The organism is Vibrio sp. OPT24, from assembly GCF_015163545.1.
Classification (GTDB): Bacteria; Pseudomonadota; Gammaproteobacteria; order Enterobacterales; family Vibrionaceae; genus Vibrio; species Vibrio cyclitrophicus.
In genome coordinates this window covers 939,154-951,657 of sequence record NZ_JADDYI010000053.1, presented here as the reverse complement: position 1 = coordinate 951,657, position 12,504 = coordinate 939,154, and the positions used below count along the sequence as shown (strand labels likewise).

Here is a 12,504-nt window from a genome sequence, read left to right as displayed (position 1 = left end):
GATCGAGATAACATCGTTTTAAAATTGTTAAACTCCTTCGGGAGTTTTTTTAGTTCAATAATATGGCCAAAATGAAACGTTCATAAATATTACATTGCTATGTTTTTGGCAAGTAATGTGGTCTATTAACAAAGGATTTTTAAGATTTCATTGGTAATCGTATGAATATTGAACACCTTAAGTTATTTGTTCGTTTAGCTTCCACACATAACATCAGTATGGCTGGCCAGGAGCTTGGTTTGTCTCCTGCGGTTGCTAGTTCGCACATCAGTAAACTTGAAGATAATTTAGGTGTTCGCCTGGTACACCGAACGACTCGTAAGGTGTCTTTAACAGAAGAAGGTGAAGCGTTTTTACCTCACGCTGAAGAGGTGTTATCGAGTGTTGATGCTGCCAAGTCGGCAGTCGGTGTGGGCTGTGATTCACCAATCGGAACATTGCGCGTTACGGCCTCTGCGTCTTTTGGGCGTTTGCATCTTGTTCCTGCATTGCCTGGATTTCTCGATCGTTACCCTGGTCTAAAAGTCGATTTGAGACTGTCAGACTCCATGGTCGATCTTGTGGAAGGTGGTTTCGATATCGCGATTCGCATCTCTGAACTGAAAGATTCGACACTCATTGCTCGAAAGCTCGCAAGAGACAAACGTGTTGTGTGCGCATCGCCAGATTATCTAATCAAATACGGCAATCCTGCCAAGCCTCAAGATCTTAATGACCACCAGTGTATTAGTTTGATTGGCTTAGAAAACTGGACCTTCAATACCGAAAACGGGCCTAAAACGATTAAGGCATCTGGATCGCTCAGGGCTGATAATGGAGAAGCCCTGCGTGATGCTGCTATTGGTGGGTTGGGTATCACGGTGACATCAAATTGGTGTGCGTATGAGCAACTGAAAAACGGTCAATTGATTAAAATATTGGAAGACTACTCTTTAACGTCAGAACCTGCGATTTGGGCGGTGTACCCAAGTTCAAGGTTGATTGCACCAAAGGTGAGAGCCTTCATTGATTATTTCTCTGAGTATTATGGTAACCCGCCATATTGGGAACAAAAGTAGAGTCAGATAGATTTAGAGAAAAAGCCCTGTGTTTCTAAACTAATGCATTAGAAAAACAGGGCTTTTTGCTTAGAATCAGAAAATCAATTGAGCGTAGCTGTCATTAAGAAAGCGTAGCCGCGATGATCTCATCAATTTTAGCGACAACTTGCTGTGATTTATCACCATAAATTGCATCTGGGTGTGGGTTAGCAAAGGTATTGTTGTCGTTATCGAAGTATTGACCGCCAGCTTGTGCGAACTCGTCAGACAATGAGGCGCGAACTAGAATATCAGAGCCAATGCTTAGGTCGCCGCCTGCAATGCCGTACGCATCTTTCACCATCTTGCTGCCTAATAAGGAAGCCGGGTTTACTGCAACAACCATCGGCCCTGTTGAACCTAATTCTTTTGCCATTTTACGAGTCCACATGGTGATCGCCAGTTTGCTTTGTGCGTAAGCATCACCATCAGAAAGCGTTTTTTCCCCTTCGAGAGCTTCAATACTTACTGCCGCTTGTGCCGCTGAAGATAGGTTCACCACTCGGCTAGATGAACCGAGCAATGGCAATAGACGTTTGGTTAGGTGATAAGGCGAAACCGTATTCACTGCAAAACGAACATCTAACCCGTCTTTAGTTATTGGGTTCGGAGTGTTGAACACGCCAGCGTTGTTAATCAGTACATCAATCTTATCGTGCTCAGCAATCACTTCGTCGGCCAACGTATCGACCTCTGCCAGAACCGATAAGTCTGCTACGTAGCTTTGAATTTTCGCTTCAGTCGAGAGCGTCACAAGCTGTTGCTCAACGTTTTTGAGTTTGCTTGGGTTACGTCCATGCAATAAAACGTGGTGGCCTTGTTGAACGAGTACTTTTGCAGTTTCGAAGCCGATACCATCAGTAGAGCCAGTGATCAGGATAACTTTTTGCATGGAATAGATTCCTTATTAAAGCGCTGACATCGCGAGCGTTTTTGAATGTTTCGTTGAGATAAAGAATAGCAACCTTTTGTAAAGTTGATAATCCAGCAGATTAATAAAACACTATTTAGTTTTTGTTGAAAATAGGGGAATGAACAAAGCCTCAGTCAGTGTGAAGGAGACGATCAATCGAGAGGTTTATCTGATCGAGCTCTTAGATCGGAATAGTAGACAATAAAAAAGCTTAGCGTGGGGAGCGCTAAGCTTTGTCATTATTTATATTCAGGAGCAGATGGTTTTGCTAGAAGAACTAACCGACTTGAGAAAAGTTCACCACAGTGCTTTCAAGGTTCTCTTTTAAGTAGCTAGAAACTGCATGCTGCTCTGTTTCACTTAAGTACAGACCAAGCTTGGTTCTGCGCCATAAAATGTCTTCGTCTGTTAGTGCCATCTCTTCATTGATCAAGTAATCGATCTCAGCTTGATAAACGCCGTGTGCTTCGCTTGAGAATTGGATACCAAGATCAGCTTCGCTCGTTGCACCTTCCAGCAGCTTCCAAGTGTAAGTACCAAATTGAGTCACATAACGTAGTAACAGTGCTTCTGATATCCAAGGGTACTTGGTGTGGATCATCTTAGCGAGCTGTTCTCTGCTGCAGCTGAAGTTACCACCTGGCAGGGTATCGTTAGCCGTCCACGGAGCGCCCATGTTGGTTAGGTAAGGGTTGAGTTTCTTAAGCGCCGCTTCACCTAGCTTACGGTAGGTGGTTAGTTTGCCGCCGAAGATCGAAAGTAGTGGCGCTTGGTCTAGCTCGGCATCTAATTCCAGTGTGTAGTCACGAGTGATCGCTTGTGGTGAATCCGATTCATCATCACAAAGCGGTCTTACGCCACTGTAAGTCCAAGCTACATCTTCACGCGCTAACTGTTGTACGAAGTGCTGGTTAACAATATCAATTAGGTAATCCACTTCTTCATCGTTAATCTCTACTTTACGTGGGTCGCCTTTGTACTCAAGATCGGTAGTGCCAATGATCGAGAACTTATCTAGGTAAGGGATCATAAACACAATGCGATTATCTTTGTTCTGCAGAATGTAGGCTTGTGGTTCGTCATGAATGCGTGGCACGACAATGTGCGAACCTTTAATCAAACGAATATTTCGAGGAGAAGCCTGTTTTAGCCCGTCATCAAAGAATTGCTTAACCCAAGGGCCGGCAGCGTTCACTAGCGCTTTCGCTTTGCGCTCGAAACGTTGATCCGTCATTACGTCGTGGATCGTTACATGCCAGATTCCACCTTCACGATGCGCTTTTTCAACTCGGCAATAGTTACGCACTTCTGCGTTATTCTCTTTAGCCGCTAGAACGTTGAGCAATACCATACGCGCATCATCAACCCAACAATCTGAGTATTCGAAGCCCGTCTTCATTTCTGGTTTCAATAGACCTGATTTTGCTAAGTTGACTGTCTTACTTCCTGGAAGCGTGGTGCGTTTACCCAAGTTATCGTAAAGGAATAGGCCACAGCGAATCATCCAAGCTGGGCGCAAAAATGGTCGATGAGGTAAACGGAAGCGCATTGGTTGTGCAACGTGAGGTGCTTTTCTTAGCAGAACTTCACGCTCAGCAAGTGCTTCCGAAACCAAACGAAACTCGTAATGTTCAAGGTAACGCAAGCCACCGTGAATTAGCTTTGAGCTCGCCGATGACGTAGCAGAAGCAAAATCATTCGCCTCGTATAAACCAACGTTAAGACCTCGACCTGCCGCATCTGCCGCGATGCCCGCACCATTGATGCCGCCGCCGATCACGATCAAGTCTAAAGTGGAAGATGTACTATTTTTTGAATTATTTTGTTGAGCACTCATGGTTTTGACCTCTTTCTGAGCGAACGAGCATTTTAGAACATAATTGAATCCTATATTAACTTTCGTTTGCGGTCATTTATTATTTTCGTTTATGAGCGTTTTATGTGATTTGTGCATAAAAAAACCTCTGCTTATGAAAGCAGAGGTTCAAATAAGTCTAATTCGAGCATAGAAGCGACAGTGACAGCGAGCAAGTTTTACTTTATTAACTTTTCTATAAAGAATCGTGATTCATTGAAGAAAGTGGCGTCACTGAGTTATTTTTTGATTTATACGCTCATAGGACGAGCGGTATCGATCACTTCTAATGGTATTGCAGAATCTTTAAGGATGTTGAGAATCTCTTCTGGTGGTTGCTTGTTGGTAAATACCATGTGCGCTTGAGATATGTTACCAAGCTTAACCATCGCGTTACGGCCAAATTTACTGTGATCGACCGCTAAGAAAATACTGCGGCTATTATCGATAATCGCTTGTTTTACGCGAACTTCATGATAATCAAAGTCAAGCAGTGAACCATCAAAGTCGATGCCGCTGATGCCCAAGATACCGAAGTCGAGACGGAACTGCTTTACAAAATCGAGTGTCGCTTCACCGACAATACCACCATCGCGGTTTCGTACTTCGCCGCCCGCCAAGATAACCTTAATCTCAGGGTTCGGCAGAAGGATACTTGCTACATTGATGTTGTTGGTCACGACTCGTAACTGTTTGTGGTTTTTGTTTAGTGCTCGGGCAACGGATTCTGGTGTAGTTCCGATATCGACGAATAGAGTTGCGCCATCTGGAATATGCTTAACCAATTCATCCGCAATTACGTCTTTTTCGTTAAAGTTAAGTGCTTTACGCGTGTTGTAAGAGGTGTTTTCTGAGCTTAAAGGAATGGTTGCACCGCCATGATAGCGACGAATTTTGTTGCTGTCAGCGAGCTCATTTAGGTCACGTCTGATGGTTTGAGGACTTACATCAAACTTCTCTACCAACTCTTCGGTACTCACATACCCTTGTGTTTTAACCAGGTCGACTATCTGCTGGTGTCTTGGTATTTGCTTCACTTTACTTACCACTCCCTGCACGCTGCTGTGTTTTAGCGCACTTAATTCTAAATATCACCTCGCGCTATTGTGCTCGAATTGATACTCAGAGAGAAGTAATGATGGTAAGGAATCATGTCTAAACCGCAAAAACGAAGCTCAAAATGTAGAAATAACCACTGAAACGCAAAAAAGAGCACAAGATTGTGCTCTTTTTGGTTTCGTTTACTGAGACTCGAATAACCGGTTTATTCGTATCTTAGTTTTAGTCTGGGCATTTGGACTAGTCTTCACCTTCGTCTTCATTGTGAAGCTCAGACCAAACTTGCGCACACTTGATTGCGCGTTTCCAACCTTTGTAACGGCGGTTGCGTTTTTCTTCATCGTGATGTGGCATAAACGTACGGTTTAGTACGGCTTTATCTTGAAGCTCATCAATACTGCCCCAGAAACCAACCGCTAGACCCGCAAGGTAAGCAGCACCCAATGCCGTTACTTCTGTTACTTCAGGACGGTGAACTTCAGTATCCAATACGTCTGATTGGAATTGCATTAGGAAGTTGTTTGCTACTGCGCCCCCATCAACACGTAGGTTGGCTAGCTTAATACCAGAGTCAGCTTGCATTGCGTCTAATACGTCGCGAGTTTGGTAAGCAATGCCTTCCAGCGTTGCACGAATGATGTGGTTCGAGTTCACACCACGAGTCAGGCCAACAATCGTACCACGAGCATAAGCGTCCCAGTATGGCGCGCCAAGACCAGTAAAGGCAGGAACAACATACACACCATTTGACGAGTCTACTTTCGTTGCAAAGTACTCAGAATCTTCTGCGCCAGCCAGTAGCTTCATTTCATCACGTAGCCATTGGATTGATGCGCCGCCCATAAATACCGCACCTTCAAGTGCGTAAGCTGGTTCGCCGTTAGGGCCACATGCTAGTGTTGTTAACAGGCCGTTCTTAGATGTGACTTTCTCTTGGCCGGTGTTCATTAGAAGGAAACAACCTGTGCCGTAAGTGTTCTTAGCTTGGCCTGCTTCTACACACATTTGACCGTAAAGAGCGGCTTGTTGGTCGCCTGCAATACCTGCGATTGGAATACGAGTACCACCTTTACCACCAAGGTTCGTTTGGCCGTAAACTTCTGAAGAACGTTTTACTTCAGGCATCATTGACGCTGGAATACCCATTTCGTCTAGCAGTTTGTTATCCCAGCATAGGTCGTTGATGTTAAATAACATAGTACGTGACGCATTGGTGTAATCCGTAACGTGAACACGTCCTTGAGTCATCTTCCAAACCAACCAAGTATCAACCGTACCAAACAGTAGTTTGCCAGCTTCAGCGTCTTCGCGAGCGCCTTCAACGTTGTCTAGAATCCATTTTACTTTTGTACCTGAGAAATACGGGTCAAGGACTAAGCCAGTATTGTCACGTACGTAGTCTTCTAGGCCACGCGCTTTTAGGTCTTCACAGATGTCTGCTGTACGGCGACACTGCCATACGATTGCGTTATAAACCGGTTTGCCTGTTTCTTTGTTCCAAACAATGGTGGTTTCACGTTGGTTAGTGATACCAATACCCGCTAGCTCATCGCTGCGGATGCCGGCTTTAGCAAGTGCTTCAACCAATGTAGAGCTTTGAGTTGCCCAGATTTCCATTGGATCGTGTTCAACCCAACCCGCTTTCGGGTAAATCTGAGTGAATTCTCTTTGAGAAGAGCTAACGATGTTTGCATCGTGATCGAGGATTACAGCGCGAGAACTTGTGGTGCCTTGGTCTAGGGCAACAATGTATTTTTGCTCGGTCATGGTAAGAATCCTTTTTGTCTTGTTATTTATATTTTAGTAAATGTAGGGGCGCTTAGGGATTAAGCTTGAGCTTGTTCAGCTTCTTCTGTATCACATTGGTTTGGAATGGTGCAGCCTTGGCCTTCAATTGGCAGGTAAGCACCGATAACTCGTGGGTATAACCAACCACCAAAACAGGCACCAGCAATTGGAGCAAGGATTGGTACGATGAAGTAAGGGATATCACGAGCACCTGTTAGTGCGAAATCCCAGCCTGCAAAGTAAGCAAACAGTTTTGGTCCAAAGTCACGAGCAGGGTTCATTGCAAAACCAGTTAGTGGACCTAAAGAACCACCGATAACCGCGATCAGTACACCAATTAGTAGAGGGTTCATTGCGCCGCGTGATGCGCCGTTGTTCTCATCACCTAACGCTAAGATAGCGAACATCAAAACAGCAGTAATCACAAATTCCACAGCAAAAGCGCCAAAGAAAGAAAGTGAAGCATGTGGGTATGTTGAGAAAATACCGGCTGTTGATAGTGCATCTTGGCTGCTACGTACGAAGTTATGTGCAATTTCGTAGTCGGTGAATAGGTTACTGTACAGGCTGTAAACCAATGCCGCAGAGCAGAATGCACCAAGTAGCTGAGAAATGATATAAGGCACAACTTTTGCTTTATCAAAACCGTGGAACATTGCTAAGGCAATAGTCACTGCAGGGTTGATATGAGCGCCAGAAACGCCAGCTGTACAGTAAATGGCTATTGCTACGCCGAAGCCCCAAATAATGCTGACTTCCCATTGTCCGAATGTTGCACCAGTTAATACCAGTGCCGCCACACAGCCAACGCCAAAGAATATGAGCAAGCCTGTACCGATAAATTCGGCTAGGCATTGCCCGAATAAAGAAGGGTGTTTGTTTGTTGTCATGTTCGAGTCCTTGTTAGTTTTTGCTTATCTAGCACGTGCATTGTGCATATATTTGCGAACTCGAAAACAAACGAACATTAAAAGTGAGCGTTTGAGCATAAATTTGTTAATTAAAGTCACTTGAAATGTTAATCCGAACACTTTTGTTCGAAAAAGAAGCTCGCATGAACGTCATTGCTCGAATTGATATGTTCCGTGGTCGCTAAAACTACCTGTATGTAAGTGAATGCACAACTGGTACGAGGAGCCTTCTGTTGGGATTTGTGACGGTACTTCGTGGATGGTGGATTATTAAACTGAAATTTTGTGGACTTTGTAGCGTTCTCAATATGTTAGAAAAGCGTTAACAAACAAGGCGATATTGTCTAAATGAATAAACTACCAAACCCGATGTGGTTTGGTAGTTCGTTTTTTTGGTTTTCTTTTCTAAGCATTAAGCATTAAGCAGTTAATCACTTGAGCATTCAAGAACTAAGCATGAGCGATCGAATGGTTGATTAACTTAGTGCACGGACTTTTCCTTGAGCGACAAAGTAATCCCGAACCGAGTCATACACCCAGTTAAAGCCAATTGCATACAGCACGAAGAAAACCACTAGGCCAATGTCCATGATCAGTACAGTTAAGAAATTGAGCTGCAGGACCCACATCAAGACAGGTAGAGTTACTGTCATCAAGCCAAGTTCGAAACCTAGTCCATGTAGTACGCGTGTTTTCTTGGTTCGTTTACTGCGGTCTGCTCCGAATACCTTGTCGTAGCCGTAGTTGTAAACATAGTTCCAAGCCATTGCGATTAAAGACATAGCGAGTGCCAATCCTGCCATTTTCCCCGCGCCATCCCCAGTTATGTAAGTTGCAAGCCCTGCCATCAAAATCAAAGCTGCTAATTCAAATAGCACCATGTGTAACATGCGTTCTTTATGTGACATCTTTTACTCTCTTTATATTTTCTAGCCTCTATGAGCTAATGACTTGTTTAGATAATATCTATTTAAGTGATAATATAAAGATAGTTATCATCACATATGGTGATAGTAAGTGTTGGGAGATACCGAATGTACAACATTGAACAGCTAAAAATGTTTGTGTATGCCGTTGAATTAGGGTCATTTTCTGCAAGTGCTCGCCAACTTGGAAAAGTGCAATCGGCGGTGAGCCAAGGCATCAGTAATCTTGAAATAGATTTTAATGTTAAGCTTTTTGATCGTTCGACTCGAAAGCCCTCACTAACCAAAGCGGGCGAGCAGTTATTTAAACAGGTCAAAGCAATCGTGCTTCAGGTTGAAGACCTGAATGTGACGGTTAATGCGATGGGGAGCGGTGAAGAAGGACTCATTAAAATTGCATTAGATGATTCATTATTGGTCCCGAACCTATCTAAAATCCTAAGTGAGTTTAGTAAACAGTTCCCTGCGACTGAAGTTGAACTGGTGGCGTGTACCACAACAGAGGTTAATCCGTTGATTATCGAAGAGAGGGCTGACATTGGATTAATGTTTACCAACTTGGCTTTTGACGTCGGATCTGAGCCATGTTTTATCGGTCACTTACCGTTTATTGCTGTGTGTCACCCAAGTCATGCGCTCGCAAAAACAGGTGTTGCGAAACTCTCTGACTTACTTCCGCATCGTCAGTTAATGTTGAGGGGAGACAAAGGTAAGGTGATGGATCAGTTTCCGCTGATTGCCGGAAAGGTATGGTGGTCAAACAGCTTTATTGTTATCAAAGAGGTGGTGCTCGGCAGTGATATTGGTTGGGCTTATTTACCCAAACACCTTGTCGAAGAGGAGTTGGATAAGCAACGTTTAGTAGAGATTAATGTCTCATTCGATCACAAAACATGGTCGCCACCCGTTGATCTTGTTTTGTCTAAAACACGCTCGAAAGGTCCTGCATTACTTTGGCTTGAACAGGCCCTGAAAGGCTTATTGGACGAAACGTAAACTGGACGAAACTGAATAAAGAAAAGGCTCACCGTTTAACGTGTGAGCCTTTCTGTTTTGTGTGATGCAGTTTTTTGTTAGTGCTAGATGCTAGGTTTTACGGTTTGACCGTTGTAATACTTGCCTTTCATCTTAAGCGCCACGTTCACTAGGTAAATCAACACAGGTACTTCAATCAGTGGACCGATAACACCAGCAAACGCTTGGTCTGAGTTGATACCGAATACGGAGATAGCAACGGCAATCGCTAGCTCAAAGTTGTTACCTGTCGCTGTGAATGCAATTGATGCGTTCTTGTCGTATTCAATACCCATCTTCTTACCAATGAAGAAGCTGATGAAGAACATCGCTGTGAAGTAGATAGTCAGTGGAACCGCAATCAGCAATACGTCCATTGGCAGTTCTACAATCATCTCGCCTTTTAGGCTGAACATTAGAACGATAGTGGCTAGTAGTGCAATCAGTGTGATTGGAGAGATGCGTGGAATAAACACATCGTTGTACCATTGCTCGCCTTTCATCGACACAAGGATTTTGCGGCTTAAGAAGCCCGCTAGGAATGGGATACCTAGGTAGATAAGTACACTGTGTGCAATATCGATCATCGAGATATCAACCATCATGCCTTCGTAACCGAATACAGGTGGTAGAACGCTGATGAATAACCACGCCATAAAGCTGTAGCTCACCACTTGGAATGCGCTATTCAATGCAACCAATGCTGCGCCGAACTCTTTGTTACCGCCGCCGATATCGTTCCAAACCAGAACCATCGCCACACAGCGAGCAAGACCAATCAGAATGACACCCACCATGTAACCAGGGTGGTCACCCAAGAACGTCAGTGCCAGCACGAACATTAGAATTGGGCCAACTAACCAGTTCATGATTAAAGATAGCTTGATGGCTTTCTTATCTTTGACCACGGTGCCTAACAGGTTGTAGTCAACCTTAGCCAGAGGTGGGTACATCATTAAGATAAGGCCAATCGCAAGTGGAATGTTGGTAGTACCAACCGACATCGATTCATTCCACTGTTCGATCTGTGGGAACAAGGTGCCAAGCAGAACACCAAGCCCCATCGCAATAAAGATCCACAGTGTTAAGTAGCGATCTAGAAAACCTAACTTTGGTTTCATGATATTTTCTCTTTAGTTGATATCGTTAATCGTCGAAAGACGATATTTAAAAACAAAAAAATACGCTTAGTTTGTTCTGTATTCGACAAACTAAGCGCGATGAATCTATTTTAGAATGGTATCGATTAGCGTCTCAAATTGCTGAATCTTATCTCGATTAATGCGGTAGCACATCTTCGGTGGTATCGATTCAGCAGTGATGAAACCTGAGGTTTTCAAGATTCTTAGGTGCTCTGATACTGTTGATTGCGCCAAACCTAATTCGCTAACCAAGTCGCTGTTCAAGCAGCCCCCCGATTTTTCTAGCGTTGAAAGGATACTCAATATACGAACTCTTGCCGGGTGAGCAAGCGCTTTGGCCAGAGCCGCCATTTGCGTTTCAGCTTCGGCATCACCATGTCCGATTGGTAGAGCACAGCCACCAGTTGTAGGGCAAGTTTCGTTCATATTGATGTTTCGCTTTCTATAATCGTTAAAAGACGATTAATAGTAAGCCCATTTTATATAAGGGTCAATATGATCTTTCAATTTGCTTTTAAATTGGATGTCAAAATCCATATTTATCATTGAAATTCAATGGACTAAGACTTGGATGAACCAAACCAGTATAACGGCCACTTTTGTTGTGAATCGCTGTTATTCAATAGCGCACTGATACCAATCAAAGCGATGCTGCCTACTAATACGGGAGTGAATAAGAACGTCCAATCCACATGCGTGGTACCCGCTAAAGCTATCACAATCGGATTAGCGCCAGCGGGTGGGTGAACCGCACGAAAGTATTGCATTAGCATGATGGATGAGCCGACAGCGATTGCCATGGTCAAATAAGAATCCCCAAAGCCATATAACGCGATTAAGCCCACAGCAGCCGAAATAAAGTGACCCGCAATGACGTTTCTAGGTTGAGCTAACGGCGATGTTGGCACCGCAAACAGCAGTACGCACGTCGCACCAAATGGAGCCATTAACCACGGGAACCCAGAGCTTTCTGCTAATAAGCACAAGATTAAGATACCGAGCGTACCGCCAATAAAACCTTTAACAAGCTGGCTTATGCTTGCTTTCGGAGGAAGGGCTCCACCACCAGATAGTTTGCTGATCATAATCGTTTCCTCTTCGTTTTCTGTTTTTTATTGAAAGTGTACAGATCTGTACTGTTTGATTTGGATGATACAGATCTGTACACTTCTTGCAACGAGAAATTGAGCTCTACGATTTCAGAGCGAGTCGAGGTTGATGAACGATGAGTAAAAAAGATCTGATTCTGGATGTAGCAGAATCGTTGTTTAATCAGTTTGGTTATACCGCTGTTGGGGTGGATATGATTAGAGATGAGGCAGCGGTTTCCAAAACATCCATGTACCGCCACTTTGGATCGAAAACCAAGCTGATTGAAGCCGTGTTAGAAAGGCGTCATCAGCGTTTCGAGTCGAGTTTAGAAGCGGCACTATCATCAACTTCTGGATTACAAAACCAACTCGATGCGCTGTTAGATTGGCACCTTGCATGGTTTGAACAACCTGACTTTAAAGGCTGTATGTTCATGCACGCGCTGGCTGAATTTAAAGAGTCTGAAGATGACATTGCGATGCTCTCGCGACAGCACAAGGTTTGGCTCAAAAATAGCATTCGTGATGTGTTAAGAGGTAATGAAGAAGTCGACACTGCAATACTCGAATTACGCAGTGAATCGGTTATGACTTTTATCGAAGGACTTATTGTAAGAGGTGAATTTGGTCAGCTTGATTCAAAGTCAGACTCAAACAGACAAGCCTACCGAAAAGCATTGCATTCACTGGCTATTCTAGCGATATAATCGAACGCAGAACCGTTAC

12 protein-coding genes are annotated in these 12,504 nt (G+C 43.9%); 3 read left to right on the top strand and 9 right to left on the bottom strand.

What is annotated here, in order from left to right; genetic code table 11:
- The first annotated feature begins 161 nt into the window (after positions 1-161).
- On the top strand, positions 162-1,058 hold the full coding sequence (locus tag IQO02_RS17870) for a LysR family transcriptional regulator (RefSeq protein WP_010431794.1): 897 nt from the start codon (positions 162-164) through the stop codon (positions 1,056-1,058).
- 103 nt (positions 1,059-1,161) lie between these two features.
- Here IQO02_RS17870 and IQO02_RS17865 read toward each other — a convergent pair whose 3' ends face one another.
- From IQO02_RS17865 to IQO02_RS17840, 6 genes are all read right to left on the bottom strand, one after another.
- Entirely contained in the window at positions 1,162-1,971 is an 810-nt protein-coding gene (locus IQO02_RS17865) for an SDR family NAD(P)-dependent oxidoreductase (RefSeq protein WP_065100706.1), read from the bottom strand.
- Between the two features lie 298 nt (positions 1,972-2,269).
- Complete coding sequence (gene glpD / locus IQO02_RS17860; RefSeq protein WP_193838624.1) at positions 2,270-3,829, bottom strand: glycerol-3-phosphate dehydrogenase; 1,560 nt, start codon at positions 3,827-3,829, stop codon at positions 2,270-2,272.
- Between the two features lie 269 nt (positions 3,830-4,098).
- Positions 4,099-4,884, bottom strand: coding sequence for a DeoR/GlpR family transcriptional regulator (locus IQO02_RS17855; RefSeq protein ID WP_010431787.1), 786 nt, complete (start codon positions 4,882-4,884; stop codon positions 4,099-4,101).
- A 262-nt stretch (positions 4,885-5,146) separates the two neighbouring features.
- Complete coding sequence (gene glpK / locus IQO02_RS17850; RefSeq protein WP_010431785.1) at positions 5,147-6,673, bottom strand: glycerol kinase GlpK; 1,527 nt, start codon at positions 6,671-6,673, stop codon at positions 5,147-5,149.
- 59 nt (positions 6,674-6,732) lie between these two features.
- Positions 6,733-7,584: an MIP/aquaporin family protein gene (locus IQO02_RS17845; protein WP_010431784.1), complete on the bottom strand. Its 852-nt coding sequence runs from the start codon at positions 7,582-7,584 to the stop codon at positions 6,733-6,735.
- Positions 7,585-8,081: 497 nt separating this feature from the next.
- The gene (locus tag IQO02_RS17840; RefSeq protein ID WP_010431783.1) at positions 8,082-8,513 is read right to left on the bottom strand and encodes a PACE efflux transporter; all 432 of its coding nucleotides are present in this window, start codon (positions 8,511-8,513) and stop codon (positions 8,082-8,084) included.
- A 126-nt stretch (positions 8,514-8,639) separates the two neighbouring features.
- On the opposite strand from IQO02_RS17840, the gene IQO02_RS17835 reads away from it, so the two are divergent.
- Positions 8,640-9,527 carry a LysR family transcriptional regulator gene (locus tag IQO02_RS17835; RefSeq protein WP_010431782.1) on the top strand — a complete coding sequence of 296 codons (888 nt, stop codon included), beginning with the start codon at positions 8,640-8,642 and terminating at the stop codon, positions 9,525-9,527.
- 83 nt (positions 9,528-9,610) lie between these two features.
- Here IQO02_RS17835 and arsB read toward each other — a convergent pair whose 3' ends face one another.
- The 3 genes from arsB to IQO02_RS17820 all read right to left on the bottom strand — a co-directional run bounded on the left by arsB (position 9,611) and on the right by IQO02_RS17820 (position 11,772).
- The gene (gene arsB / locus IQO02_RS17830) at positions 9,611-10,666 is read right to left on the bottom strand and encodes an ACR3 family arsenite efflux transporter (RefSeq protein ID WP_010431781.1); all 1,056 of its coding nucleotides are present in this window, start codon (positions 10,664-10,666) and stop codon (positions 9,611-9,613) included.
- A 105-nt stretch (positions 10,667-10,771) separates the two neighbouring features.
- Complete coding sequence (locus IQO02_RS17825; RefSeq protein ID WP_016789951.1) at positions 10,772-11,113, bottom strand: ArsR/SmtB family transcription factor; 342 nt, start codon at positions 11,111-11,113, stop codon at positions 10,772-10,774.
- A gap of 134 nt (positions 11,114-11,247) precedes the next feature.
- Positions 11,248-11,772, bottom strand: a complete 525-nt coding sequence (locus IQO02_RS17820) for an HPP family protein (protein WP_016789950.1) — start codon at positions 11,770-11,772, stop codon at positions 11,248-11,250.
- A 140-nt stretch (positions 11,773-11,912) separates the two neighbouring features.
- Here IQO02_RS17820 and IQO02_RS17815 point away from each other — a divergent pair, with 140 nt between their 5' ends.
- Positions 11,913-12,485, top strand: a complete 573-nt coding sequence (locus tag IQO02_RS17815; protein ID WP_016789949.1) for a TetR/AcrR family transcriptional regulator — start codon at positions 11,913-11,915, stop codon at positions 12,483-12,485.
- Positions 12,486-12,504: the final 19 nt, after the last annotated feature.

Bases quoted from the DNA above. Each gene is read 5' to 3' on its own strand.
- IQO02_RS17840 (WP_010431783.1), bottom strand. From the start codon at position 8,513: ATGTCACATAAAGAACGCATGTTACACATGGTGCTATTTGAATTAGCA.
- IQO02_RS17845 (WP_010431784.1), bottom strand. From the start codon at position 7,584: ATGACAACAAACAAACACCCTTCTTTATTCGGGCAATGCCTAGCCGAA.
- IQO02_RS17865 (WP_065100706.1), bottom strand. From the start codon at position 1,971: ATGCAAAAAGTTATCCTGATCACTGGCTCTACTGATGGTATCGGCTTC.
- IQO02_RS17870 (WP_010431794.1), top strand. From the start codon at position 162: ATGAATATTGAACACCTTAAGTTATTTGTTCGTTTAGCTTCCACACAT.
- glpK (WP_010431785.1), bottom strand. From the start codon at position 6,673: ATGACCGAGCAAAAATACATTGTTGCCCTAGACCAAGGCACCACAAGT.
- IQO02_RS17835 (WP_010431782.1), top strand. From the start codon at position 8,640: ATGTACAACATTGAACAGCTAAAAATGTTTGTGTATGCCGTTGAATTA.
- glpD (WP_193838624.1), bottom strand. From the start codon at position 3,829: ATGAGTGCTCAACAAAATAATTCAAAAAATAGTACATCTTCCACTTTA.
- IQO02_RS17825 (WP_016789951.1), bottom strand. From the start codon at position 11,113: ATGAACGAAACTTGCCCTACAACTGGTGGCTGTGCTCTACCAATCGGA.
- IQO02_RS17815 (WP_016789949.1), top strand. From the start codon at position 11,913: ATGAGTAAAAAAGATCTGATTCTGGATGTAGCAGAATCGTTGTTTAAT.
- IQO02_RS17820 (WP_016789950.1), bottom strand. From the start codon at position 11,772: ATGATCAGCAAACTATCTGGTGGTGGAGCCCTTCCTCCGAAAGCAAGC.
- arsB (WP_010431781.1), bottom strand. From the start codon at position 10,666: ATGAAACCAAAGTTAGGTTTTCTAGATCGCTACTTAACACTGTGGATC.